Consider the following 25,290-nt stretch of genomic DNA (forward strand, 5'->3'; position numbering starts at 1 on the left):
ACCGGCCGCTGCTCCCCTTCCTTTGGCCGCAGCCTCAAAGCAAGGAACCCATTCTGCGGGATGTCCTGCAGCTGCATCACCAGCCTACATCGGCTCACATCAAAATCAAAAGTGTCACCATATTTTAAATACGCATAAACCGTATCGTCCTCAATATTCAGCATCTGTGCCGGGATTGAATTTCCCTCAAAATCCGCCACATCTATGGAAATTTCTCTTCTCCCCTTATTGGCATAGCGCAGATTCCAGGAAAGGGGCACGTCAACCGTGCATGTCACCATTCCGGTACGCTCAAAGGGAAGTGTATTGTACACTACGGCTCCGATTTCCTGCGCCCCCAGCATGGAAAAATCAATTTCTCCCGTGACCTGCTTCAGCGATTTCTTAAGGATCGTTTCGGAAATATCCATTGTCTCACGGAACCGCTCCATCATGGCCTCCGTCACACGATCCACATGACATCCGCCAATCCCGTCATGCTGCTGATTCTGCAGCAGCTGCTTCCAGGCATGGCCAAGCAGCTGCGCCGGATACTCATTGCCAAGCAAAGCCGACCATGCGGCCGCAGGCTCCGCGCCATTGATCAGCTCATATTCTGCCTGCGCATTTTTCAGCTTTATTGGCATTCTTGCTGAAAACACGCCGTTATACAGCGGACCGAAGGGATCGCCCTTTTTCTCCACCTCCAGCATTTCCCCGCTTTTGACCGGGAGCGCATCGTAAATCTGCGGAGTAATATGGTCGCGCACCTTGCTTATATAATTTTCCAGAGATGCAATTTCAATCCTGCCGTCATCCAGGGTTTCATTCAGGCGATCCACCAGCTCTGTTATAATAGGATCCGGATTTTCCTGATCAAACCCCTGAAAAAACAGCAGTTCGTCCGTCACTGCCTTGTGGATTACTGTTTCAATCAGCCGCTTCAAGCCATCCTTTGCACTTTCAAAATCTCTGACCGGCGTCTGATTGGACAGCCAGTGATTATTCTCCGCAAGGCTCTCTCCGCACATCTGTGTCAGATACGCATCGCCTAAGTCGTCCCTGGAAAAAGCATTTTTCAGGCTGTTCCCAATCATGCGTCCTCCGCCCAAAATATAAGGCTTGTACACAAAGCGCCAAAAATTCAGCCTGTGATACTCCCCAAATGTAATTGCAAGCGACTCTTTCCCGTCCGCTCCCTTCCAGCGGAATTCCAGGGTATTCAGCTCCGTTTGATTGATGCCCCGATAGAATGTGATCGTATCCATCCCGAACTGCCGGTACAGCTGCGGAAGCTGGGAAACCTGACCCCAGCTGAAAATATTATGCGCTGCTTTCATGGTTCTTCCCAAAGCGCCCGATATCTGATGCCCCAGCAGGAGATTTCGGACAAGACATTCTCCGTTCACCAAAAATTCTGCCGGCAAAGTATACCATGGTCCGGTAAGGATGCGCCCGGCGCTGACAAGGTCTTTCACCTCCTGTGTTCTCTCAGGACGCATTTTCAGATAATCATCCAGCATAGATACCTGACTGTCCGTGTGAAAATAGCAAAATTTTTCATCCCTCTGCATGATGTCCAGCAATTCATCCACAGCCTCCACAAGACGATATTGTGTCTCTCTCAGAGACCAGCGATATTCCCTGTCCCAATGTGTATTGATAATAAGATTCATGTTTTTCATCAGAAACGCCTTCCTGCCTGTTTTGACAGGCCGTACATTTTAAAGAATTTCTCACGTCCTCCGGCCAAGCTGATCCTGCTCCCGTAAGCGGGCAGGCCGTTCAATTCCATAGTTTTTCAAGCTGCGCAACATCTGCCGGTATCCGCTGAAGCCCGCTTCCGCGGCAATTCTTTCCATGGAATAATCTGTTGTCTGCATAAGTTTTATCGCAACATTCACCCGCGTCTTTGTCAGCATTTCATGAAAAGTTTCATTATATTCCTTCTCCAATATTCGGTCAATCTGCCTTGCGCTGAGATAAAAGACCTGTGTACAGTCTTTAATCGTGATATTTGTTTTATAATTTGCCTCCAGATAATTTTTGATACTGGAAGCTCTCTGATAATTGATATTGTTCTGATTTCTGGAAATGCTTTGGATTCCCAGATTTGCAGTAGAAAAAATCAGCATACTCAATATAGTCTGCAGCATTAAAGCTTTTACCAGCAAATCGCTCTGAAATCTCTCAGCTTCTTTGTATCTGCTGAATATGGCATCCATCTGTGAAAAATTTTTTATCAAAATGCCGTCGCTGTCGCTGTATTTGCAATACAATATTTGACTGAGCCTTTGAAGCAGCAATACGCTTTCATTCTGGCTTCCATTTGCTTCCCCGCAATTCTCGGTTTTCAAGGAACATTCAATGCAATACTCTTTCATTGGATGCTGGCAGTCCGCCTTCTGGCTGTGATCAATGAATGGCGGGCAGATATAAAAATCCCCCGCTCCTACTCGGAACACATTGTCGCCAAGCCCAATCGATCCCGTTCCGTCATAGATATAGTGCATCTCATAATTCATATGAGCATGCGCAGGAATCTCCCATTCGCAATCGTCATCTATTCTCGTAAATCTAGTCACTGTAATATGAAGTCCCTCAAACTCCATATACATTTCCCGCTCCAAATACACATGTGTCTTTATCGCTTTGGTAGGAATCATACGCACACTCCTGTTAACATAATAAAACGGGCGTTCCGGCGCTCCGGCTGTTTTCTGGGGAGCCGGAGCGCCCTTCTGTGCGATCAATGCACACCGATTTTATCCTTGTACCTGATCCACATAAGACATTACATCCACCGTACTGTCTTCAATGGCCTCATCCAATAACGGAAGCACCTCTTCTTTTAATGCGGCAATGAGCTCCGCTGCAGTCTGCGTTGAAGACGGATCCAGGTATGCCACATACAGCTCCCTGTATTTGCTGTAAGCTTCATCAGAGAACTGGAAGGCAAGCTGTACCCAGGTTGTCACTGCATCCCCTGTCTCGGCATTCGCCAAAGCGCCTACCTCCTCCGGCAGGGTTACGCCCTTGATGCAGCTTCCCAGCATGACTGCGTCGATATACATCTGCGCTCCGCCTTCGGGACATGTCATAAACTGAAGGAATTTAACGGCCGCATCACCCCGGCCTTCATCCGCACATTTCTGAGAGATAAAAAATACTGCTTCCCCTGCTGGAGGCGCATATAAAAGTGGCTCGTCCAAGCCAAACTCCGAATATGCTGAATCCACATAGGGCATTGGTGCCGCACCATAGTTTACTTCATATCCGTTTTCGACCACCTGACCAGGATACCACCCGCCGTTGACATTGAAAAGCACTTCTCCGTTATTAAATAAGCCTTCATATTCCCATCCGGCGGCATTGTAATCCTCATTCCAGTATTGCGTCAGATCTTTCATTAAAGTAAAATACTCCTCAAACCGCGGATCATCGTAATTTAAAACCCCCGTTTCCAATCCCAGCATCGCTTCCGGGTAATCAATGGCTCCGTTTGGAGTTATGATGTCCAGTTTTTCCACCACGTCTGTATTATGAAACAGGTCATCCATAAAAATCCGCTCCAGCCAGCCTACATTGGTATCATTGAGATTCTGAACGCTCATGGGGATATATCTGCCATCCTCTTTGCAGACCTTCATCATTTCAATCATCTCAGTGAAAGTCTCGGGCGGTTCTGTTCCCAGGCCCAGCTCTTCCATAATGTCCTTGTTATAATACAGGTTAAACGTAAAGCCAGTCATTGCCGTGGAAATATATTTTGTTCCATCGGTGCTCATGCTGTTGACCAGTGCGCCGTCAGTGAAGCAGTCCTTCCACGTTACCCCGTTAAACACATTTTCCTGATCATAATACGCAGTCAAATCCATGATCTTTCCCTGATCAAAGTACTCCTTTGGTGCATTCCAGAAAATATCCGGTTCTGTTCCAGCAGCAAACTGCGCCGTTACCCATGTGTCATAATCCGTTGCCGGAAGCTCAATCCACTCTACTTCAATTCCTGTCATCTCCGTAAATTTATCAGAAATCTCATAAAAGCTTTCGTAAATATACTCGCCCTGACAGTGCGCAACCGAAATCGTTGTGCCTTCGTCAGCCCGCAGAGGATCTGCAGCGGTCTCTCCGGCGGCTGTCTCTGTGCCCGCGTCCACTGCGGCCGTACCCGTTGTTTCCGCACTCACTATGTCCTGGGAAGCCGATTGATCAGTCTGTTCCGTTGAACATCCTGCCAGGCCTGCCGCTGTCAAAGCTGCACACAGTCCCAGGCATAAAATCTTTTTCATCATAATTTTCCTCCTTTTCTCCTTTAAATCGTTATTTTGTATAATTTTTATAATAAAAGCGCGCTTTTTATTTGAACTTATTCTATAATCATATAATATTCGACAAATTTTATCTCTGCAATACACATCTTTGCCAGCAATATGTCAAATTTAGACGCTCTGTTGTCCTCCGGTATTTCAACGTCCAAAACCGTCTGCTTTTTCATATACTGGAATAAGATCAGTCTCTACACTGAACCAGCCGCTTTGTATCCTCTCCTTGGTATAGAAATCCCGCCACTGCCCGTCCGGCAGATAAACCCGCCTCGAGGAGGCGCCCACAGGCATGGGCGCTACCAATAAATTGTCACAAAACAAATATTCATCGTCCAGCTGATGGGTTTCTGTGTCATCCGTGTAATCGCTCACCAGTGCCCTGACCGGCGGAATTCCCGCCCTGCGGTATCCTTCAAAGGCTCTCATTAAGAGCGGCTTCAAGGTTTCACGCAGTGCCAAAAGATCTTTTGTCTCTGCCTCGCAGTGCAGTGTTTCCCAGGGAAATTCCTTACAGTACCACGCATTCAGCAGACATTGAGGCGAAAACACGCCGATCTGCAGCCTTTTTAAAAATTCCTCCTTTGAAGCGGCGTCCCTTACCTCCGGCGTCCACAAAAGTCCGCTGAAGCCTGCGGTGACACAGCCTTGGATAAAATCTGTGTAATCATAAAGATCACTGTATAAAACAAAGGGATACGGCGCGCAGAGCGCTCCTGCGTTTCGTACTTCGGAAAAGGCGGGCTTCCCATCCAGCGCCTCCAGTATCGTCTGCATATACAAGACGCCGAACAGGGCATGGTATTGCTCCCCGTCCATTCCAGAGGGAAAATCCGCCATATTGGGAAAGGACCAGCTTCCCGTATAATCACTCCCATCGCACTCATCCAGCTTAAAGCCGTCCACTCCCATTGCCACCAGCTTTTTATGGTAAGCTGCAAAAATTCTGCGGGCCTCCTTCACAGAAAAATCTGGCACTCCCCCTCCCCAGACCGTGTAATTTCCCATCAGGGGGTACAATTCCTTATAAATCGGTGAATCCGGATGTACAAAGCCATGCTCCCACAGGTTTACATGAAAGCCGAGCCGCCTCAGCGAAGCAAGCATGGAATCAGGATTCGGATAAAGCTCTTTGTTCCACACATATGAGCATGGATAAGCCTTTGACTGCCAGCCCGGCTCCAGCCCGATACAGCCCACTGCAAGCCCCCTTTCTCTCAGTCTTTTGGCCGTACGCAGAACCTGCTCCTGGGAATATCTGCTGTAACAGCGGTACACGGCGGAAAGCCCCCACTCTGGAACTGCGCAGCCTCCTCCCGACAGCATATTATATTGCGCAACGATATCCGTAATGGTCCTGCCCTCCATCACATAAAGGGTTACACCCTGTGCCGCCGGAATAAAAATACTGATGTTGGAGCTTCCCAAGTCCCTGAAAGCATATAAATCTTCTGTCGAAACAGCGATATCCTCGGCCTCTCGAATTCCCCCGTCCGTTCCTTTCAGATCAGAAGATCCAAAATAAAATTCCGCCTGACGCGCTGTGTCCACATAGATGCCGTATCCTGCGGTGCTGACAAAAAAAGGAACCGGCGCATGGGAATCCCCCGTAGCGGCCACTGGATCGGCATTTGGCCGCAGGGTAAGCTTCTTTCCCCTCAGTGCAAACGCCTTCAGCTGCAGACCCAGTCCATAAATCTGCTCCTTTGCTCCCAAAGGCATCGTCAGAGAGCACCCCCTGGCGCTGCATCGAAATTTAATCTGATCTGTATGATAATTTATCTTCGTTTCTATATATGTAAAATTTTTACAGAACAAAACCGGAGTGATTGATTCCGGGGTTCCAAATACGATTCTCTTCATCCCTTCCCCCCATCCTTTCCAGCCGACGGCTTTTCCAAATCACATCTGATTCCCGCAAATGCGAAGGGATACAGGGACGTGTCCAATACAATCCTGTTTCCATCCTGGTGTCCGCTGCAATTTGCATACGAAACATACTTTATCGGCAGTTCCACAGTAACCTCAACGTTTACAGCCTCGTCCTCAAATAAATTCCACAATCCTATCGTAATGCCCTCCTGGTTCCTTTTTGCCATAAGATACAAATGCGGATAATTTCCGGCAACATACACCTCCATTTTCCTTCTTTGCAGCCATGGAATCCTCTTTATGAGCTGCCGCTTCCGGGCGTAAGAATCAAGCCACCCCAGATGATCCCTTGCCTGCTCTGCATCAAAAGGAAAAACCAAAAACCGCATTCCGTCAACATTTTCGTATGTAAACACGCCTGCTTCCATTCCGGCCGGATCATGATACTCCGTAAGAATTTCAGCGCCATTCTTATGATTGATTTTTGAGATTTCCACACCATCAGAAAGGCGGGTATATATTTTTTCTTCTATGAAAAATTCCTGGGGCACTGCGGTAAAGCCCGGTTTTACATACGCGTCCCTGGAAAGGATCGACTGGATTCCCACATCGATCTCTCTCTCCATTAAAATCTTCGCCGCCGGCAAATCCACAATGGCGCCATCCTTTAATTTCTGCCAAGGGATATAACGTGCATTTTCGCCAAACACTATATTCACGTTCCCCTCTTCATACGAAATCGGAAGGGAATTTGCCGCTGCAAGCCTGAGGGACGGATAGCGGACGCTTCTGGTCTGAATTTTCTCCCAAAGCTCCGGTTTTTCCCCGTCCATCTGGGAATGTTCCAGCAGATGAGTCACGTTATAGGGACGAACCCCAAGACATTGGCCGGATTTAAAATTTCTGCCGATCCACTGATATAGCGCCTGATTACGCACTGCTGCGTCCACATAGCCCGTTTCATAGTCTGCATCCGAAATGTAGTCAAACGCATATTTTAAAATACCCTCTGCATTTCCGTCCGAACGCAGGATCATATCAAAGCATTCCAGATATGAAGCCGGGGTGGCAAATCTGGGCCGCGGATAGGTGTCGCCCTCCGTGATTACATCAATTTCCTGCGTACGACACCATGCGAGCTGTGTCCGTGTGGCCTCTATCACATCCCCCAGCCGATTATACTCTGGCTGTTGAGTAGCCCAATAGGGCGCTCCGCAGGTTCGAATCATCGGCTTTGTTCCACCTGCTAAGATTTCTGCTAATTGAAATACATCTATCCCCTCAGCATCCCAGCTTCCCAATGAACAGCACATTCCCAGCCGGATGCCAGGATCAACAGCATCCACTGCTTTTCTCAGTGCATTTGCAAAACGATACATAGATTCTCTTTGAACCTTCATCCATGCGCTGCGGTATCTGCTGCTTCCTCCGTGAAATATCTTTTCACGAAGATGCTCTACAGATATCGCTTCCCCCAATTCCCGCTTCAGCTCCATCAGATGCAGGTCGCAGCAGCAGCCCAGTCCTGGACGCAGTCCTAGACGGAAATCATCGTCCAACAGGATCATTTTTGCACCGCATTCTGCAATTTTCTTGATCCACAAGCACATATCCTGCTTAAAAGACTCATCCAGAGGGCAGAAAGCTTTGATATCTCCTTCGTCAATCAGCCGCATATTGGCATAGGGCTGATCTCCTTCCGGTTTTCCCCCCTCATGACCAAAGGTTTCTCCCAGCCACACAAGGACATCCAGCCCATTTTCCTGATAGTACTCTATCAGTTCCTGCAGCAGCTGCAGATTCTCCGGAGAAGAAAACCGATACTGCAGTTCCCGCTCCACTGCCAGAGCCACAGAGTCTGCTCCAATCCGTTTCAGTTCCTTCAAGGTAATCTCCCGGTTAAAATGTCCATTCGTTATTAAGGTCGGTACGATCGTCTTATACATTTTTCGTTTTCCCTTCTTTTTTATCTGGCTGCTTTGCCATGTTTTCACAGTGGAGAATCAATCGCTTTTCCTGTCTTTCTACCGTAATCTGCGGAATCGTTACAAGCCCTCGCTCATCCGCCGTTACACTGCCGCCGCAGCTGCCAAACTTCCAGGTCACCTGGCCGCCCGGCGGAAAATGGCATTTTTGCAAGCGCCTCAATGTTATGTCAGTCTTTGCAGTCTGCGGAAAGACAAACTTCGACATTCTTTCATCCGGCGACAGGAGTCTCAGCGGGATTGCTATATGCTTTTCGCCCTCTTCGGCCTTACCCCATCGGAAATAAGCGTTCACCTGTCCAGCAGCATCACTGATGATGGAACCATCATCAGCCCACGGAACGATATCGTCCGTATCTGCATTTGTAAATGCTGGATATGGCTGGTTTAAGGCTACCTGAAAGAGATCAAATGAGTGTACTAAATCATTTTCCTTTTCAATGACTTCGTCATCATTGGCGTGTCCGAAATTACCCCAATATCCCAAGATGGCATAACGATTCTCTCTCATCAGCCTGTACAGATGCTGGTGTCCTGCGGACCAGGGGTCATTCTGCGCCGAGTAATCTACCAGGACAGGCGGATCAGGAATAGAGAATCCGTTCAAAACCGTATGCTCTAAATCACAGCGGTCCACCAGATGCCGCACACCTGCCGGAACATTCACTTTTACCGCCGCAAACAAATCTCCACGACACATCGCTATTCCCAAAGCACCGCTTCCCCCCATGGAATTTCCCACCGCATAGATACGGTTCCGATCTATGGGATAATGATCCGCTACCCATTCCACAGTGGCAATGCACCGCATCTCGACCGGCTGTTTTTTAATCCCCCTACGGTCTTCGCTCAGAATTTCCAGTGCGGAATTTCCTCCCCACCACCAATCATCTTCATTTTGGCGGCAGTCCAGGTATAAGGCGTACATCCCCACAGGAGCATGATAAATACTATGATTGCCCTTTTGCCAGATGCAGGCCACCGCTGAAAACACGTCATGACCGGAAGAGTGAAATACAACATACAGAGGATATGTTTTTGTGCCGCTATATTTCTCCTCATCCAGCGGATGCAGCACGGCAAATGTATCTGTCTGCGTTTTCTTATATCCCCAGTCTGCCAGAGATTTATGATGAAACCATTGAATTTTTCTTCCCATCAGCACTCCGTCAGGTTGAGGAGCCATTTTCAGATAATTGTTATCACACCTGTGAGTTATTCTTGTATTGCTGTTCTGCATCATTGCCCTCCCCCTTTCCGCAGAAGATCACAGCATTCTCAAAAACATTGTTCTACAATCTATTTTGATATTATAAAATAGACATAAATATAATACAAAGCCAATTTGTGCCATCCTACTGACATATTCAGTCAATTTCGAAAAGGAGAGTCTTTATTTCGCACATAAAAAGTGCGTTCCCGGAATCGGAAACGCTTTCCCCAAAGAATATCTGCCGTTCTCCTAATCTTTCATAGCATTACGTTAAAATGTGTGGTAAAATAATCCCCGTATAGAAATGCCCCATAGATTCCTCTCTGGGAAGTACAATGGGCTGCAAAAAGGTGAGGGAAAGCATGGCACAGATAGAAAGCATCTCGGAAAAATATATGAGAGAAGCCTTAAAGCAGGCAAAAAAAGCATATAAGCTGGGGGAGGTTCCCATCGGCTGTGTCATCGTACACCAGGGCCGCATCATTGGCAGAGGCTACAACCGGCGCAATACCGACAAAAATACGCTGTCTCATGCAGAAATTACCGCCATTAAAAGGGCCAGCAAGGTCATAGGCGACTGGCGGCTGGAGGACTGCACACTCTATGTGACGCTGGAGCCCTGCCAGATGTGCGCCGGAGCCATCATACAGGCCCGTATTCCAGAAGTAGTCATGGGCTGCAGGAATCCCAAGGCAGGCTGTGCCGGGTCTGTGCTGGATATTCTGCAGAATCCCGCCTTCAACCATCAGGCCAAAGTGACTCAGGGCGTGCTGGAAAATGAGTGCAGCGAAATGCTGAAAACCTTTTTTGCCGAGCTTCGCCTGCGAAACAAGGCGGAAAAGGAAGCAAAAAGGCAGAACAGCCCTTCTTAAAGCGTTCTGCCTTTTATGATTACCAGGTTTTTTCCAAAACCGTGTTATAGTCTACCGCATAAGGATTATCACTTCTTGTCTTGAGATCCTCGTATACCGCCCGGCGGTCATCCGCGCTTTCCTCCGCCCAATATACGTATCCCCGCATATAGCTTTCAATCAGCTCATCCCAGGATGTAAACTCAGGCTGCACGGCCAAGGCAATTTCCAGAGACGTATCCAAAGCCTCCTGCTCTGTGTAATATCCTGCCACATAATAGTAGCCCAGAAGATTTAAGGCTCTGCAGTAGTCCCAGCCGTCTATGGCAGTCTCCCCGCACTCCAGATACATATCATACATATCTGCGTAAAACTGTGCGCTTGCCTCATCTAGCCCAAACTCGCTTTCCAGGAAGCTTATTCTGTCCTGTGCAGAGACGCTGCCGATTCCGGCATCCTCCAAAATCCCGATCTCATCCCGGAAACCGACTCTATGCCCCTCCGACAAAATCCAATCCAGCGTCTCATCCGCGGAAGCCCGATCCGTCACATCCCACCATTCCACCAGCAGCTGCTGTACCGCCGCCTTAGATTCTTCATTGGCAGGAAGTCCGCCAAAACGGTTGTAATCCCAGCCGTTGAAATCTGTCAGCACCGCATAAGAGGCATTAAACCAGCGCACTGTATCCGTAAGCTCTGCGGTGGTATAATCCACCTCCTCAGGTGCATTTTCCTGAAACTGGCTGCAGGAAACCTTTGCGCTGGCCAGAAAGCTGTCGTTCATATTATCCGCCCCAAACAAAAGAGCATAATAGGCGTAGTCTGTCTCACCGAAAACAGCATAGCCGTCAATGGTGCCCAGGTCAGTATTCATCTGCCCCTGTTCCGCCGTCACTCCGGTCATAAGGGGAATTTCAGGAGCCTCAGCGCTCTCCCCCGAAAAGCTGTAGGATTCCTTGAACAGCTCCTTTAATTCCTCCATATTGGAAGCAAAACCGTCAAAGCCGTTTTTCGGCGACTGCATCATGATAAAAACCTGATTTCCCAAGGTGTTTCCGGCACACAGCCAATAGTCAACGCCCAAATCCTCTACCGTCCAGTTTTCGTTCAGATAAATGGACGCCGTTCCATCCTCTGTGGAAAACTCCTTCATGGATTCCAGCATCTTTTCAGGAGACTGCGTCCCCGCACAGCCCTGGAGCATCAAAACGCCGAATATCACTGCAGTACATAAAACAAGCCATTTTTTCCATTTGTTTCTCATATTTAATTTTTTCCTCCCTCATCCTTTTCCTTTGGATTTATTTTTTTACAAAAGCCGTTTTGGGCTGTCTGCACACAGGGCAGGTAAAGCTGTCCGGCAGCTCCTCGAAAGGAATCTCCCCGTCATACACATAGCCGCAGACGCTGCACACATACTTTGCCTCTGTTCCGGAAGCCGCCCCTTCCTCCGCTGCCTCCTCCGCAATATAAGTGGGCGCATTTTTCGGGCTTTTCCCCTTGATTACATTGTGATAATATGCGTAGGTCATTGCGTCATCCTCCTTGAGAATGTCCGCATCCGTTACCCTGCCCAGAAAAACCGTGTGGGAAGAGGTCTCCATTTTGTCAATGACCTCGCACACAATATAGGCGCAGGCATCAGCCACCACCGGCATACAGTCTTTGATGAGATGCTCCGTCTCATCAAACTTGTTGTGGTCTCTGCCGCTTTGAAAGCCGAAGGTGCCGATAATGCCGGAATCGGTATTTTCTCCTAATATGGAGATGGCAAATTTCCCCGATTCCTGAATGCACTGATTGGTATAGTTGTCATGATTGATGCTTATGGCAATGGAAGCCGGTTCCGAAGTGATCTGCATGGCGCTGTTTGCCGTACATCCCGTAGCCCTTCCCTTATCCCATGTGCTGATCACATAAACTCCATACGACAGCTGACGAAACGCATTTTTGTTCATTTCCTTCCTCCTTGCGTGAGCGTACATATAATTGGGGCTTCCCCCTTTTATTCAGCATAGCATAAAAGCGGCAAAGATACCACTTTTATTTTGTATTTGCCTTGACAAATGCCCCGGAAACCGATACACTAAAAAAGCCGTACATTATCCGGGGTTTGGAGACGACAATGATGAAGTTCGGTCTCACGCAATGGGAATCTGTGAACCGTGTCAGGTTGGGAACAAAGCAGCACTAAGCAGAACCTTCCATGTGCCGTGAGGAAGCCGGGCGGAGCTGCCGTCTCTCCCCGGTGTGTACGGCCTTTGTATCTCATCTGTTTAACGAGGAAGCCTATGAATATAGATGTAAGTTCTTTTATGCAGGACTGCACCCTCTGCCCTCGTCGCTGCCACGCCGACAGATTAAACGGCAGAACCGGTTATTGCGGTCAGACTGCCCGGCTTACTGCCGCCAGGGCCGCTCTTCATTTCTGGGAGGAGCCATGTATCTGTGGTCCTAATGGGTCGGGTACTGTATTTTTCTCCGGCTGCAGCCTGCAGTGTGTCTTTTGTCAAAATCATGAAATCGCCTTGGGACGGCAGGGGCAATTTCTTTCCGAAGAGCGCCTCTGTCAAATCTTTCTGGAGCTGCAGGAACAGAATGCGGCTAATGTCAATCTGGTGACTCCCAGTCATTTTATTCCACAAATCTGCCATGCCCTTAAGAAGGCCAGGGAAAAGGGCCTGTCCATTCCGGTTGTATATAACACCTCCGGCTACGAGAGAGTTTCATCCCTGAAGCTTCTTGAGGGCTTGGTGGACATTTATCTTCCCGATTTCAAATATTTTTCCCCTGAGCTTGGCCGCTTTTGCGCCCAGGCGCCGGATTATTTTGAATGGGCCTCCAAGGCGCTGGAGGAAATGCTGCGGCAGACAGGCCCTCCCCAGTTTGACGAAAAGAGCGGCCTGATGAAGCGCGGAATGATTGTGCGCCATCTGGTCCTGCCGGGACAGACAAAGGATTCCAAAAAATTCTGCGTTATCTTCACGACACCTTTGGAAACCAGGTTTATGTGAGCATTATGAATCAATACACTCCGCTTCCTCATGTTGCCCATATCCCCCAGCTCAACCGCAGGGTCACGCCCTCCGAATATGCCAGAGTAGTAGATTTTGCAGAAAAAATAGGAATCGAGCAAGGATATATTCAGGAGGGAGAAACCGCCGCCGAGAGCTTTATCCCCTCCTTTGACGGCCAGGGGCTGTAACCTAAAGCTCAATGCGCATCAGGTAGTACCCGAATTCCCCCTGCCTTGCAGGTTCCTCCTTGCACTCAAAGCTTTCAAAGCCAAACATAACAGCAACCTGTTTTTCTCTGTCGTAAAAATTTCCCGGAACTCCTACATAATACAGAATGCGCCCTCTGCGCTCCACTCTGGTTAATATCAAATGCTCATAGTTATAGTAGCCGTGGAGCAGGAAGCTATTATTGGCCATGCGGTAGTATTTTTCCGGCAGAACCACAAAGTCAGCAGGACCTATGGACAGATAATCTCTTTCATCGCGAAAAGGCCTGATATGAGGATATACGGCAGACAACTGCTGCCATTTGCTTTCCGCCAGCCGCATATGCTCTTTTTCCACTTCTCTTTCTCTGACAGAAGCCTGCACGTCTTCCGGCAAGGGATCCGATTTTTCCAAAGGAGCTTTTGCAGGCTCGGGCTCACTAATGCAGACCTGCGGCTCTTTTTTGGCAGGCTTCGGATTTTCAGGCAAAGCTTTCTCAGGCTCCGGCAGGGTTCTTTCCGCTGCCGTAAGAGGCTCCTCCGGTTCTTTTGGCACTTCCGCCTTTTCGCTCTTGGAAAAGGCACCGTAAATTTCCCTGCCGCTCCCAAGAGGAATCCTGATTCCCACAAGGCTGTCATAGGAAATACCCGTTTCCCCAATGGAGCCTCTGTTCAAATTCCTTAGCAAAAGACTTCCCTTTCCTCTCTCCAGTCTGATGCTCCCAAGCTTTTCCTCCCGCTGCTCGTCCAAAAGAAACACATCCCGCTCAAAGGTGTCTCCCTGACGCAGACCGTTCACCTGAACAGTAAGATGCAGGGCTTTATCCCACACCTCCATTTTGACAAATCCCGCCCCCTTACAGCGTTCCTTATTTTCCAGATAATCCAGATATTTTATTCGTCTGTCATAAAACATAAAAAATCCCCCCGAATATCTCTTTGTCAGGAAATGAAATCACGGCATTTTGGATTTTATTTCTTACTACAAGTATATTCGGGAGGTTGTCTCTAATATTCCAAGGAGTCTAAATACTTCATATAATTTACCACCATAAGGGCAATCTTAAAGGTCAGCGCATCGTCAAAATTGCGCAGATCCAGCCCTGTGCTTTTTTGTATCTTTTCAATCCTGTAAACAAGCGTATTGCGATGCACAAACAGCTGTCTGGAGGTTTCCGACACGTTCAAATTATTTTCAAAAAACTTATTGATAGTGGTCAGCGTCTCCTCATCCAGATCGCTTGGCACATTTTCTCCAAAAATCTCCTCGATAAAAATCTTGCACAGATTCACGGGAAGCTGGTAGATCAGGCGTCCGATTCCCAGTGTGCTGTAAGCCACTACACTCCTCTCCACATAAAATATTTTGCCCACATCCAAAGCCATCTTGGCTTCCTTGTAAGACTTGGACACATCTTTAAGCTCCTGGACTACCGTGCCATACGCAACCTTTACATTCATCATGGCCTCTGCATTCATCATTGCCACAATAGTGTTTGCCACACTCTCAAGCGCCTCCGGCTCCGCGTCCTGCTCCAGCGCCTTGATCAATATGACGCTGCTTTCATCCACCGCCGTAATATAATCTCCTGCCTGGCTGGAAAACATACCCTTTAGCAGCTCTGTGACAATACCGTCCTTTTCCAGCTTTGTCTCCACAAGGAACACCGCTCTGGGCACCGTCACCTCCACATGAAGCTTCTTGGCCCTGTTATAAATATCCACCAAAAGAAGATTGTCCAGCAGAAGATTCTGGAAAAAATTGTTGCGGTCAAATCTCTCCTTATAGGCAATGACCAGATTCTGAATCTGGCACACTGCGATCTTTCCAACCATATATACATCATCACTCATGCCTCGTGCCACCAGTACATAAAGAGGGTCTCCCTCGTCCAATATCTTTAACAGATGATGGACTCCGATCACCTGGCTGTCCGCCGGAGAATTTGCAAAGCCCACAATCAAGTCTACCGTAATCTCCATCTGGCTCATGGTGGAGGCTACCAGAATTCCCGTCATGTCATATACGGCCAGGTCTACTTTTGTAATTGCCTTAAGTTCGTCTATGCTTGTTTGAATAATCTGACCTGTAATCATTTTCCCTTTCCTTTCTTTCAGCCTGTCAAAGTTTGCAGCGCTTCTTTTCGCCTGCCGGTTCTTACAAATAATCATAGCCTATTTTCCATAAGCCCGCAAGTTGAAACTTTATTTTCCCGGACAATAAATGCCGCATCTGCAGACACCCCGTTCTCCATAAAAAAACCCCTTTGGCCTTTCAAACAGCCAAAGGGGTTTCTATGTTTCCTTTACATAAGGATGTCTCGAAAAACGCGGCAGCCTTTATTTTACTAGTTTGTGATAACCTGCTCAGTCTCTTTGTCGAATACATGAATCTTCTCAACATCAAGCGCAAACTTAACGGTGTCACCAGGTCTTGCAGTGGTACGAGGATCTACTCTTGCAGTCATAGCGTACTCATCCAGATCAAAGTACAGATAAACCTCTGCACCAAGCAGCTCGTACACCTTGATGGTGGATTCAAATACACTCTGAGGAGAGGTCTCAATGTACATCTCGGAATCATACACATCCTCAGGACGGATACCAAAGGTAACAACCTTTCCATCATAACCGCCGTCAATCAGCTTCTTGGACTTTGCGGGAGGAAGAGGAATGCTGTGGCCTGCGATCTCCAAGTTTGCGATATCGCCGGTAACCTTAACGGTAGCATCCAGGAAGTTCATCTGAGGAGATCCCATGAAGCCTGCTACAAACAGATTGCAAGGCTTCTCATACAGATTCTGAGGTGTATCTACCTGCTGGATTACACCGTCCTTCATAACTACGATTCTGGTACCAAGGGTCATAGCCTCTGTCTGGTCATGGGTAACGTAGATGATGGTGGTGCCCAGTTTCTGATGCAGCTTGGCAATCTCAATACGCATCTGCACACGCAGCTTTGCATCCAGGTTGGAAAGAGGCTCATCCATAAGGAATACCTTAGGATTACGAACGATAGCACGGCCCATGGCAACACGCTGTCTCTGACCACCGGACAAAGCCTTGGGTTTACGATCAAGCAAAGGAGTCAAATCCAGAATCTTGGCAGCTTCCTTAACCATCTTGTCGATCTGATCCTTGGGAACCTTTCTCAGCTTCAGACCAAATGCCATATTGTCGTATACGGACATATGAGGATACAGAGCGTAGTTCTGGAATACCATTGCGATATCTCTGTCCTTGGGCTCCACATCGTTCACAACTCTGTCGCCGATCTTCAGCTCACCGGAGGAAATGTCTTCCAGACCTGCAATCATACGAAGGGTAGTGGTCTTACCACATCCAGAAGGTCCTACGAAAATAATGAATTCCTGATCTGCAATCTCAAGATTGAAGTCCTTAACCGCTTCAAATCCGTTGGGATATACCTTGCAGACATTCTTTAAAGATAAACTTGCCATACTGGTAAACTCCTTTCATGTTTACAAAATACTTTTCTTCCTGATAGTTTGACTTTCGTCATTTGAGTCTGAATTAAGTATATCTAAAATCCTGTTTTTGCGCCATACCACTATTTCACAAAGATTTTGCTTCCTATTGTAAGAATTGCTTATAAACTTGGACTTTTTTTCGTCCATTGGTCATTCTGAACAAAATATGATCTTTTTCCTGTGCAGAATACACAAGAACAGACCTTACTTACGGTCCTCTCTGTCTACCAGCGTCTCATCAAGCTCGTCTTTAAAGATTCTTTCATCCTCTTCCGGGTTTTGATTCTCCTTTGGACCGCTGTTTTCCTCCATCTGGGCCTCCAGCTTTTTAAAAAATTTATTATACATCAATGCGGATAGAAAGGCAGGCACCGACAATCCGAATAAAAACACCACTGGCGTAGCCGCCGGAACAAAGATATACAGCGCAATGGGAACCACAATTCCAAGAATCAGCATGGCAATGGTCTTGGGAAACTGCAGAATGCTCATAATAAGGGCATTTTTCAATGTACGGTATATGGTGTTTTCAAATTTTGCAAGCACCGGAAACACAAATGTGGCGGTAAACAGCACCAGCACTCCCACAGCAGTGATCACAATCTGAAGGGCCTGGGGAAACTCCATGCCGGAATTTCTCATAATGAAAAAGTCTCCGATCAAAACAGCAAACAAAACAAGAAGCAGAAGCCAGATCAAGGTTGCCTGCCTGAAATTTTCCTTGAAGGATTTAAAAAAACCTCTGGTGATATAGCACTCCTCATTTCTCACCATCTTTAACGCCATGTAGTGCATAGCGGTCAGGGAGGCGCCAATGGTAACAATGGGGATGCAGCAGATAAAGGTCAAAATATTCAGCCAGAGCAAATCTGCCATCTTATTTAAAAACTGCATCAACGGGCTGTCTAAGTCAAAAATTTTCATTTTCCGTCTAATCCTTTCCTCTGTACAAGCTGTGTATTACAAGCTCTTTCTGTCAAAAATTTTTTCCATGGAGGTCACCCGGATTCCCGAGTATTCCTCCTCCCCATTCACCGCGTTAAAACCAAGCTTCCGGTAAAATTCCACCGCATAGGGCGCCGCCTTTAATGACATATAGCGTTCCCCTTCCTCTCTTTGTAAGTACTGGCAGAGCTTTTCCAGCAAGGTTTTCCCCACTCCTCTTCGGTGATAATCCTCATCTACAAACAAAAGGGACAAATGGTTCCTGTTTCTGATGGAACCTGCGCCGATCACCCGGCCCTTGTCAAGGGCTACCATCATCTGGTAATCCCCCCGCAGAAAAGCCGCATGCAGTTTGTCATCCGTTATAAAATCAAAAAAATTCCGAATTCCCTCTTCCGTATAGTCATTCCCCTCAAACTTCAAAAAGGTTTTCCAGATCATCTCCATGGCAGGCGCCCATTCATCCTCTTTCGCCCACCTGAATTCATAGGACATTCGCTTTTCACTCATCACAGAACACCGCCCCTATCTTTTACACCATTTTTCCATCCACTGCCAGATATCCTCCATGACAGTGTCCCTGTTGATTTCATTTAAGAGCTCGTGCCTGGCTCCCTCGTACAGCTCCAAGGCTACATTCTGCATGCCTGCCTCCTTCAGGGAAGCATAAGCCCTGCGCACACCCTCTCCATAGTCCCCCACCGGATCCTTGTCTCCTGACACAACAAGCAGCGGAAGCTCCTTGGGCATCTTCTCGAGATTTTCCTTTTTCTGTATTCTGGAAATCAACTCAAAAAGTGTCTGGAAGCCGTTTACGGTAAATACAAATCCGCACAGAGGGTCCGCAACATATTGATCCACCCGGCTCTCGTCCCGGCTCAGCCAGTCAAAGGATGTTCGGGGATTTTCTATTTTCTGGTTATAGCCCCCGAAAGCAGCCTTATCCAGCGCCCTGCTCACATGCCTGGAGCCGAAGAACAGCTTCTGCAGGCGGGCAAACGCCTTAGAGACCCTGATCAGCCCAGGCGGCTGCATTCCCGTTCCCATAATAACCGCCCCAGAAATGCCTGTTCCATAACGGCACAGATAATTGCGCAGAATAAAGGAGCCCATACTGTGGCCCACAATGATGTAGGGAATCTCCGGATATATCTGCTGGGTGATCTTTTTGAGCCGGTGAGCATCCCGCACCACCACCGTAGCCGGGTCCTGCTCACAGAAATATCCGTAGGGTTCTCCCTCCCGCACGCTTTTCCCGTGTCCCAGATGATCCTCTCCGGTAACTACACAGCCTCGTTCTGCGAGAAACGCCGCAAATTCCTCATACCGCTCCACATGCTCCGCCATACCGTGGATGATCTGCACCACGCAGACAGGCTCTTCCTTGTCAGGCAGATATCGCAAAGCATGAATTTTGCTTTTCCCATCCCTGGAGTCGAAATAAAACGCTTCCTTTCTCAAAATGCACCTCCGGCCTTCTTTTAAAAAAGCAATCAGCATCTGTCGCTTCTTTTGTGCAAAAATACATGGTTCTTTTATAAGAACCATGTATCCATTATAACCTATTTTCTACGGGATTTTAACCCCTTTAGAAAAAATTAACAGATTTCGGCCCCGGCAGGCATATCCTTCTCAGGGGTCACCAGCGCCAGGCGTCCCTGTTCGTCCTCCGCGCACAGAAGCATTCCCTCAGAAACCACGCCCGCAAGGGTGGCAGGCTTTAGATTCACTAAAACCATCACCTTTTTGCCTACCATTTCCTCCGGAGTATAATATGCCTTGATGCCGGATACAATCTGGCGCACCCTGCTTCCCACACGCACCTGGCTGCACAAGAGCTTTTTAGATTTCGGCACGGCCTCGCAGGCTATGATCTCTCCTACCTGAAACTGCAGCTTCGCAAAATCATCGTAGGTAATCTCTTCCTTATCCTCCACATCAATCACAGGCGCTTCTACCTCCGCCTCCTGTGTCTGTGCCGTTTCCTTTTCCTGCTCTGCGGCAGCTGCAACCGCTTCCTCCCTGGCAGCCACTTCCTTCATATCCAGACGCGCAAAGAGAATTTCCGGCTTTTCCGTAACCCTTGTGCCGCTCTCATAGAGGCCAAACTCCTTCAGCCTGTCAAAATCCCGAAGGGAGGTATTTAACTGAGCGGCAATCTTTTGTGCAGTCTCTGGCATAAAGGGCTCCAGCAAAGAAGCGCCGATTATAATGCCCTCCACCAGATGATAAAGCACCGTGGACAGCCGGTCTGCCTTGGCAGGATCCTTTGCCAGCACCCAGGGCTCAGTTTCATCAATATACTTATTACATCTCTTAAATATGGTAAAGATTTCCGTCAGGGCGTCCGCCACCCGAAGGGTCTCCATTTTTTCACAGACCTTTTCATAAGCGGCCGTCACTGTGTTTTCCATATCCTCATCTATGGCTTTGTCCTGAGGCGTAAGCTGCACGCCCTTATTTTCCACAATCCCTCCAAAGTACTTGTTGCTCATGGATATGGTACGGTTCACCAGATTGCCCAGGGTGTTTGCCAGATCGGAATTCAGCCGCTCCGCCACCAGCTCCCAGGTGATGTTGCCGTCATTGTCATAGGGCATCTCGTGAAGCACATAGTAGCGCACTGCGTCCACGCCAAAATAATCCACCAGATCGTCAGCGTACACCACATTCCCCTTTGACTTGCTCATCTTTCCGCCGCCCGTCAAAAGCCAGGGATGACCGAATACCTGCTTGGGAAGGGGCTCTCCCAGCGCCATCAGAAAGATAGGCCAGTAAATGGTATGGAAACGGATAATGTCCTTGCCGATGAGATGCAGATCCGCAGGCCACAGTTTTTTGTACTGCTCAGAGCTCTCCCCGTCTGCATCATACCCTATTCCCGTAATGTAGTTGGTCAAAGCGTCCAGCCACACATAGATCACATGCTTATTGTCAAAGTCCACCGGAATCCCCCATTTAAAGGAGGTGCGGGATACGCACAAATCCTGCAGTCCCGGAAGCAGGAAGTTATTCATCATCTCATTCTTGCGGGATACGGGCTGGATAAATTCCGGATGTTCATTGATATGGGCAATGAGCCGGTCCGCATATTTGCTCATGCGGAAGAAATACGCTTCCTCCTTGGCAGGCTTTACCTCTCTGCCGCAGTCCGGGCATTTCCCGTCCACCAGCTGGGACTCTGTCCAGAAGGATTCACAGGGAGTACAGTAGAGTCCCTCATAGGAGCCCTTGTAAATGTCTCCCTGTTCATAAAGCTTTCTGAATATCTTCTGCACCTGCCTTTCATGCTCCTCATCGGTGGTGCGGATAAATTTATCATAAGAAATATTCAAAAGATCGCAGAGACTCTTTATAATGCCCGCTACCTTGTCCACGTATTCCTTGGGCGTTACCCCTGCTTCGGCAGCCTTCAGCTCGATCTTCTGGCCGTGCTCGTCGGTGCCGGTCTGGAAAAAGACATCATACCCCTCCTTGCGTTTGAATCTTGCAATGCTGTCCGCCAGCACGATTTCGTAGTTATTGCCTATGTGAGGCTTTCCCGATGTGTAGGCGATGGCTGTGGTAAGATAATATTTTCCTTTATTCTCCATAATTTTGCTCCTTTCTCCCAAAAAACTGACTCTGCTCATTCGCGGAAATGAAAAAGCTCGTCTCCTATATTATGTATATAGAAGACGAGCATATGCCCGTGTTACCACTTCTCTTTATCTGCTTTTCGCAAAGCAGACCTCTTCGGGTCAGTAACCCTATCCGCTGTAACAGGCGGAACCTGTCGCAGCCTTACTTCTCCTGTCCCGGCCGCTTATAAAGACGGGATGCCGTTTTTAGTGGAAAAGCTCGGTGCGCTGCTCGGAAGCCATCTTCCATTTCCTTAAGCTCCATTCCTCTCAGCCATGCCGAAAATAAATCTCTCCGGCCGGAATGCTCTCTGTAAAGCCTCTGTGAAATGTACTCTCTTCGTCACTGCCTTTGCAGACCTTTAAATTAAAGTAAGAATAGCACAGGAATTATGGAAATGTCAATCCTTTGTATCAATAAACTGGTAGAATTTGAGTCTTGTGCATGGTACAATGTAGCATAAGACAGAGCGGAAAATCGGAATTTGCCAAAGGAGTGTGATTGCTTGAAAAAATTGAATACCATCTTAAACATCATTATGGGGGCTTTTGTTGGTGTATTTATTGGGCATGGGATTTATACTGTTTGGGACTTCAAGACTCATCCCAAATTGTACGCTGTGCGATCGGCGCCGTGGTATACAAGCGTCTTAATGTATGGTGCATTTACCATCATTATGTTACTGATTTGCATTGTGATAAAAGCAATCATTAATCATAAATCTAAACAGAGGAACAACAGATAGCCTGACCAAATTGATATTCGTTTTATAGGGGAGAGAATATGCCACAGTTTTGTTCAATGAGAATTTGGAGGAACGGAATGGAAAGGCCAATTACAACGCTATTTATGCTTATGTCTGTTGACGGAAAAATCAGCACAGGTGCAACAGACGATTTAGATGTGGATAAGGATTTTCCTAAAATTGCGGGCGTTCAAGAGGGACTGCACCAATATTATGAGATAGAACAGACAACCGATTTATGGTCGCTCAACTCCGGCAGGGTTCAGGCAAAAATTGGCGTTAACAAGAGGAAAATGCCAAACAAGACGCCGGTTTCCTTTGTGGTAATCGACAACAATCATTTAACTGAACATGGTGTCCGTTATCTTTGCACCCTGTCAAAAGAATTTGTACTGGTCACATCCAATGTAGACCATCCAGCTTTTCAGGTGAACGAAAACAACCTTCACATTATCCATCAGAGCGAATTGTCTTTGACGGATGCACTTGTAAAACTCAAGTCGGAATATGGCTGTCAAAGGATTACCATACAAACCGGCGGCAAGGACACATCCACCCTGATTGACGGAGAATCTCTGCTGTTAGACAGCGAATTATCACACTTAGGAGTGTTGGAATTGCAGGATTGTATTGTTTTGAAGGACTCATATCTCAGATTGCGTTATAAAGTGATTCGCTGACCAACTTCCCATTTATCGGGGCGTTGAGCATGGTACAATGCAGCATAAGGCAGAGTAGGGAAGCAGAATGAAACGAGGTATAATATGGCGACACTTCATTTGATGGCAGGCTTGCCAGGCAGTGGGAAAACTACAGAAGCAATAAAGTTTCAGATCCAGAACATGATAAACGTCATACAAAGATTGAAGAACTAATGTGGGAAATCGCCGTAAAAGTTTTAAGGTCGGATGTCGATGTTATCCTTGATTTTGGGTTCTGGACAAAATCAGAACGTGATGAATTTAGACGAAAAGCCCATTCCTTGGGAGCAAATTTCAAAATCCATTACATGGATATTCCTACTGATATTATTTGGGAGCGATTGGCGGCCCGTAATCAATCGGCCGGAAAAAATGCTATATTTTATGTAGCAAAAGAAGAATTTGATGAATGGTCAGGATTATTCGAAATACCTGCGAAGGAAGAATTGGAACAAGAAGGAGAATCAGCATGGGATTATTTGAAAAACTGAAAAAAGGAAAGAAATCAAGCCAGCCAGCAAAGACACAGCCCCAGAACCACCAGCAGGATTTGTCACAGAAGATGGCTCCAGAGATACGTCCCGGCGGGGTGTTCATGGTGCAGCTTTTGATGAAGGAAAGATGCGAAATGCCTTCCAACGAGCAATTTCTGGAGGCGTTGTCAAAGCATTTGGGAAATGTGGAACAGTTTGGGGAGCGCGGTGTTTGTGTGAATTTTGCTGCCCATGATTATATTGCTGAATTGAAAGATGGCGGTGTTCCGGTTATGCTGATGGTTTCCAACTGCGATGAATTTGCCACTGATCAAATCGATGACTTCCGGCGCAGCCAGATGTGGGATTGCATGGATGACAGAGATCATATTTTATCGGAATGCAGATATCAGGTTCTGGCCACTGATACCCTTGGGGGCGGCCTGCCTGCCAAGAAACGGGCCAATATGCTGATGGATTATCTGGAGGCGCTGCTTGAGCTGTATCCCCAGTGCGAAGCTGTCTACAACATCAATTCCGGGAAAATGATTTTAGCGGACGAAATCCGGAAAAAAGAAATATCCGGTATTGATCGTTTTATCAGGTATGCAGTAAATGTCCGGTTTTTCAATATTCAGGGCACGAAGGATCACATCGTAGACACGCTGGGGTTAAGCCTTTTGTTCATAGAGGATCTGCAGTACCATTTCCACGACATGGATCCAAATTGGGTGGTAAATCACGCCTACAACATGGCGCTGTATCTGCTGAACAATGAAAACCCCATAAAAAACGGGGATACCATTGACGGTATCCGGGAGGGTGCGATCGTGCAGGATATCCAATGGAAGTGCCAGTATGAGGATGCCTTGATTCAGCCGGCAAGGGCGGTTCTGGATATCTGCATGAATGAGTACGCCGCCGGTAATCGCAGTTGATGTTTTGTGCATGACATATGCCATTTATCTGGCAGGCAGACAGAACGGGAAATGGGAATTGATCAGACTGAAGGAAGTGACAATATGATATTCTATATTATTTTTGATTTCACAATGGCAGTAATTATGTTTTTATTGGGAATCGGTTTTTGCAAATCAAAGGGGAAAGCTGCCCGATTCCTGACCGGCTACAATATGAAGTCAGAAGATGAGCGAAAGAAACATGATGAAAACGCTATGTGCCGGTCTTATGGAAAAAGAATGTTATTTATGTCGCTTCCGTTCGCCGCAGGAATAATGATAGACCTGCGATATGAAGGAATCGGTTGTCTGACTGCATGGGCGGTATGGATTATTATGTTTATTTTACTGCTAGTTGACAGACACAAAAAAGAACATTAGCAGCGCTTAAGGCCTTCAAAATACGATGGTTCTGTCTGCTGACCTTCACAGAAGATATAGCATCGAAATTCTTTCTTTTCCAGATATTCCTGCCGACGTTTTTTCTAAGGTATGAATCAGCGCCATACTTACCTTCCAGATACTGCTTGCCGAATTTGGCATCCTTACGCAGCTTTGAATTTTGCCGGAAAAAAGTTGGATTTCGATTGATACTATCTCCTCCTGCACCGGAGCTTTTCAAGCAGTCACCGTCTCACCCGGACGTCCCCGCTGGTAAAGCTGCAGGAAACGGAATATTGCGGACTCTCCCCCACACTTCCCTCCGCCCAGTTTCCTTTATCGTTGAAGGACAAAGTCTGGTCAAAGGAGGTCTGGATACTGCCGCTTGTGGTTCCTGCTTCAAAGAAAAAGGCGCAATCCTGCGGCAGGTGCAGCTCAGTGTCACCGCTGCTTCCTTTTAAGCAGATATCTCCCCCAAGCTTTGTAACGCCCAGGGAGATATCCCCGCTGCCTGTCTCTATCCGGG

Annotated in this window: 22 protein-coding genes, 1 other RNA gene and 1 pseudogene; 8 read left to right on the forward strand and 16 right to left on the reverse strand. The window is 47.5% G+C overall.

Going from position 1 to position 25,290, the window contains the following annotated elements; translation table 11 throughout:
* The 6 genes from AC1WIP_RS00520 to AC1WIP_RS00545 all read right to left on the reverse strand — a co-directional run.
* Positions 1-1,664: glycoside hydrolase family 38 N-terminal domain-containing protein (locus tag AC1WIP_RS00520; protein ID WP_481139972.1), on the reverse strand; the 1,664-nt coding region annotated here is incomplete at its 3' end.
* A gap of 51 nt (positions 1,665-1,715) precedes the next feature.
* Positions 1,716-2,645 carry a helix-turn-helix domain-containing protein gene (locus AC1WIP_RS00525; RefSeq protein ID WP_318703136.1) on the reverse strand — a complete coding sequence of 310 codons (930 nt, stop codon included), beginning with the start codon at positions 2,643-2,645 and terminating at the stop codon, positions 1,716-1,718.
* 99 nt (positions 2,646-2,744) lie between these two features.
* Positions 2,745-4,274, reverse strand: a complete 1,530-nt coding sequence (locus AC1WIP_RS00530; protein ID WP_481139973.1) for an ABC transporter substrate-binding protein — start codon at positions 4,272-4,274, stop codon at positions 2,745-2,747.
* A 174-nt stretch (positions 4,275-4,448) separates the two neighbouring features.
* Positions 4,449-6,167: a TIM-barrel domain-containing protein gene (locus tag AC1WIP_RS00535; RefSeq protein WP_481139974.1), complete on the reverse strand. Its 1,719-nt coding sequence runs from the start codon at positions 6,165-6,167 to the stop codon at positions 4,449-4,451.
* On the reverse strand, positions 6,164-8,122 hold the full coding sequence (locus tag AC1WIP_RS00540) for a hypothetical protein (RefSeq protein WP_481139975.1): 1,959 nt from the start codon (positions 8,120-8,122) through the stop codon (positions 6,164-6,166). The genes AC1WIP_RS00535 and AC1WIP_RS00540 overlap by 4 nt, the downstream gene beginning before the upstream one ends.
* Positions 8,115-9,320 carry a hypothetical protein gene (locus AC1WIP_RS00545; RefSeq protein ID WP_481139976.1) on the reverse strand — a complete coding sequence of 402 codons (1,206 nt, stop codon included), beginning with the start codon at positions 9,318-9,320 and terminating at the stop codon, positions 8,115-8,117. Before AC1WIP_RS00545 ends, AC1WIP_RS00540 begins: the two co-directional genes overlap by 8 nt.
* 416 nt (positions 9,321-9,736) lie before the next feature.
* On the opposite strand from AC1WIP_RS00545, the gene tadA reads away from it, so the two are divergent.
* Positions 9,737-10,246, forward strand: a complete 510-nt coding sequence (tadA, locus tag AC1WIP_RS00550) for a tRNA adenosine(34) deaminase TadA (RefSeq protein ID WP_481139977.1) — start codon at positions 9,737-9,739, stop codon at positions 10,244-10,246.
* Between the two features lie 19 nt (positions 10,247-10,265).
* Here the strand turns inward: tadA and AC1WIP_RS00555 are convergent, their stop codons facing one another.
* Both AC1WIP_RS00555 and AC1WIP_RS00560 read right to left on the reverse strand, forming a co-directional pair.
* Entirely contained in the window at positions 10,266-11,489 is a 1,224-nt protein-coding gene (locus AC1WIP_RS00555; protein WP_481139978.1) for a DUF1266 domain-containing protein, read from the reverse strand.
* Positions 11,490-11,526: 37 nt separating this feature from the next.
* Positions 11,527-12,183 (reverse strand): flavin reductase, encoded by a 657-nt coding sequence (locus AC1WIP_RS00560; protein WP_481139979.1) that lies wholly within the window; start codon positions 12,181-12,183, stop codon positions 11,527-11,529.
* 174 nt (positions 12,184-12,357) lie between these two features.
* On the opposite strand from AC1WIP_RS00560, the gene ffs reads away from it, so the two are divergent.
* The 3 genes from ffs (at position 12,358) to AC1WIP_RS00575 (ending at position 13,430) form a co-directional block, all read left to right on the forward strand.
* An RNA gene (ffs, locus tag AC1WIP_RS00565) (signal recognition particle sRNA small type) lies at positions 12,358-12,457 on the forward strand.
* A 59-nt stretch (positions 12,458-12,516) separates the two neighbouring features.
* Positions 12,517-13,239, forward strand: a complete 723-nt coding sequence (locus AC1WIP_RS00570; RefSeq protein ID WP_481139980.1) for a radical SAM protein — start codon at positions 12,517-12,519, stop codon at positions 13,237-13,239.
* A 5-nt stretch (positions 13,240-13,244) separates the two neighbouring features.
* Positions 13,245-13,430 carry a hypothetical protein gene (locus AC1WIP_RS00575; RefSeq protein WP_481139981.1) on the forward strand — a complete coding sequence of 62 codons (186 nt, stop codon included), beginning with the start codon at positions 13,245-13,247 and terminating at the stop codon, positions 13,428-13,430.
* A 1-nt stretch (position 13,431) separates the two neighbouring features.
* Here AC1WIP_RS00575 and AC1WIP_RS00580 read toward each other — a convergent pair whose 3' ends face one another.
* From AC1WIP_RS00580 to metG, 7 genes are all read right to left on the reverse strand, one after another.
* Entirely contained in the window at positions 13,432-14,364 is a 933-nt protein-coding gene (locus AC1WIP_RS00580; RefSeq protein WP_481139982.1) for a DUF6128 domain-containing protein, read from the reverse strand.
* Between the two features lie 92 nt (positions 14,365-14,456).
* Entirely contained in the window at positions 14,457-15,545 is a 1,089-nt protein-coding gene (locus AC1WIP_RS00585; protein WP_481139991.1) for a PucR family transcriptional regulator, read from the reverse strand.
* Positions 15,546-15,796: 251 nt separating this feature from the next.
* A complete protein-coding gene (locus AC1WIP_RS00590) occupies positions 15,797-16,909 on the reverse strand; it encodes an ABC transporter ATP-binding protein (protein WP_481139983.1) in 1,113 nt (370 codons plus the stop codon).
* Positions 16,910-17,143: 234 nt separating this feature from the next.
* Positions 17,144-17,863 carry a YesL family protein gene (locus AC1WIP_RS00595; RefSeq protein WP_481139984.1) on the reverse strand — a complete coding sequence of 240 codons (720 nt, stop codon included), beginning with the start codon at positions 17,861-17,863 and terminating at the stop codon, positions 17,144-17,146.
* Positions 17,864-17,899: 36 nt separating this feature from the next.
* Complete coding sequence (locus AC1WIP_RS00600; RefSeq protein ID WP_318703149.1) at positions 17,900-18,394, reverse strand: GNAT family N-acetyltransferase; 495 nt, start codon at positions 18,392-18,394, stop codon at positions 17,900-17,902.
* A gap of 15 nt (positions 18,395-18,409) precedes the next feature.
* A complete protein-coding gene (locus AC1WIP_RS00605) occupies positions 18,410-19,345 on the reverse strand; it encodes an alpha/beta fold hydrolase (RefSeq protein WP_481139985.1) in 936 nt (311 codons plus the stop codon).
* Positions 19,346-19,482: 137 nt separating this feature from the next.
* Positions 19,483-21,477: a methionine--tRNA ligase gene (gene metG / locus AC1WIP_RS00610; protein WP_481139986.1), complete on the reverse strand. Its 1,995-nt coding sequence runs from the start codon at positions 21,475-21,477 to the stop codon at positions 19,483-19,485.
* An 850-nt stretch (positions 21,478-22,327) separates the two neighbouring features.
* Between metG and AC1WIP_RS00615 the strand changes: the two genes are divergently transcribed.
* From AC1WIP_RS00615 to AC1WIP_RS00630, 4 genes and pseudogenes are all read left to right on the forward strand, one after another.
* Positions 22,328-22,930, forward strand: coding sequence for a dihydrofolate reductase family protein (locus tag AC1WIP_RS00615; protein WP_481139987.1), 603 nt, complete (start codon positions 22,328-22,330; stop codon positions 22,928-22,930).
* A 173-nt stretch (positions 22,931-23,103) separates the two neighbouring features.
* A pseudogene (locus tag AC1WIP_RS00620) lies at positions 23,104-23,442 on the forward strand (P-loop nucleotide/nucleoside kinase family protein); the annotation flags it as partial.
* Complete coding sequence (locus AC1WIP_RS00625) at positions 23,421-24,362, forward strand: DUF4261 domain-containing protein (protein WP_481139988.1); 942 nt, start codon at positions 23,421-23,423, stop codon at positions 24,360-24,362. The pseudogene AC1WIP_RS00620 and the gene AC1WIP_RS00625, both read left to right, overlap by 22 nt.
* Positions 24,363-24,413: 51 nt before the next feature.
* Entirely contained in the window at positions 24,414-24,764 is a 351-nt protein-coding gene (locus tag AC1WIP_RS00630; RefSeq protein ID WP_481139989.1) for a DUF3784 domain-containing protein, read from the forward strand.
* 245 nt (positions 24,765-25,009) lie between these two features.
* Here the strand turns inward: AC1WIP_RS00630 and AC1WIP_RS00635 are convergent.
* Positions 25,010-25,290, reverse strand: a 281-nt coding sequence (locus AC1WIP_RS00635; protein ID WP_481139990.1) for a DUF4097 family beta strand repeat-containing protein, incomplete at its 5' end; no start/stop codon positions are given.

The sequence above is a fragment of the Acetatifactor sp. genome (assembly GCF_982438285.1).

Bases quoted from the DNA above. Each gene is read 5' to 3' on its own strand.
- AC1WIP_RS00570 (WP_481139980.1), top strand. From the start codon at position 12,517: ATGAATATAGATGTAAGTTCTTTTATGCAGGACTGCACCCTCTGCCCT.
- AC1WIP_RS00535 (WP_481139974.1), bottom strand. From the start codon at position 6,167: ATGAAGAGAATCGTATTTGGAACCCCGGAATCAATCACTCCGGTTTTG.
- AC1WIP_RS00575 (WP_481139981.1), top strand. From the start codon at position 13,245: ATGAATCAATACACTCCGCTTCCTCATGTTGCCCATATCCCCCAGCTC.
- AC1WIP_RS00625 (WP_481139988.1), top strand. From the start codon at position 23,421: ATGGGATTATTTGAAAAACTGAAAAAAGGAAAGAAATCAAGCCAGCCA.
- AC1WIP_RS00555 (WP_481139978.1), bottom strand. From the start codon at position 11,489: ATGAGAAACAAATGGAAAAAATGGCTTGTTTTATGTACTGCAGTGATA.
- AC1WIP_RS00545 (WP_481139976.1), bottom strand. From the start codon at position 9,320: ATGGGAAGAAAAATTCAATGGTTTCATCATAAATCTCTGGCAGACTGG.
- AC1WIP_RS00600 (WP_318703149.1), bottom strand. From the start codon at position 18,394: ATGAGTGAAAAGCGAATGTCCTATGAATTCAGGTGGGCGAAAGAGGAT.
- metG (WP_481139986.1), bottom strand. From the start codon at position 21,477: ATGGAGAATAAAGGAAAATATTATCTTACCACAGCCATCGCCTACACA.
- AC1WIP_RS00630 (WP_481139989.1), top strand. From the start codon at position 24,414: ATGGGAATTGATCAGACTGAAGGAAGTGACAATATGATATTCTATATT.
- AC1WIP_RS00580 (WP_481139982.1), bottom strand. From the start codon at position 14,364: ATGTTTTATGACAGACGAATAAAATATCTGGATTATCTGGAAAATAAG.
- AC1WIP_RS00530 (WP_481139973.1), bottom strand. From the start codon at position 4,274: ATGATGAAAAAGATTTTATGCCTGGGACTGTGTGCAGCTTTGACAGCG.
- AC1WIP_RS00525 (WP_318703136.1), bottom strand. From the start codon at position 2,645: ATGATTCCTACCAAAGCGATAAAGACACATGTGTATTTGGAGCGGGAA.
- AC1WIP_RS00615 (WP_481139987.1), top strand. From the start codon at position 22,328: ATGGAAAGGCCAATTACAACGCTATTTATGCTTATGTCTGTTGACGGA.
- AC1WIP_RS00590 (WP_481139983.1), bottom strand. From the start codon at position 16,909: ATGGCAAGTTTATCTTTAAAGAATGTCTGCAAGGTATATCCCAACGGA.
- AC1WIP_RS00595 (WP_481139984.1), bottom strand. From the start codon at position 17,863: ATGAAAATTTTTGACTTAGACAGCCCGTTGATGCAGTTTTTAAATAAG.
- AC1WIP_RS00540 (WP_481139975.1), bottom strand. From the start codon at position 8,122: ATGTATAAGACGATCGTACCGACCTTAATAACGAATGGACATTTTAAC.
- AC1WIP_RS00560 (WP_481139979.1), bottom strand. From the start codon at position 12,183: ATGAACAAAAATGCGTTTCGTCAGCTGTCGTATGGAGTTTATGTGATC.
- AC1WIP_RS00585 (WP_481139991.1), bottom strand. From the start codon at position 15,545: ATGATTACAGGTCAGATTATTCAAACAAGCATAGACGAACTTAAGGCA.
- tadA (WP_481139977.1), top strand. From the start codon at position 9,737: ATGGCACAGATAGAAAGCATCTCGGAAAAATATATGAGAGAAGCCTTA.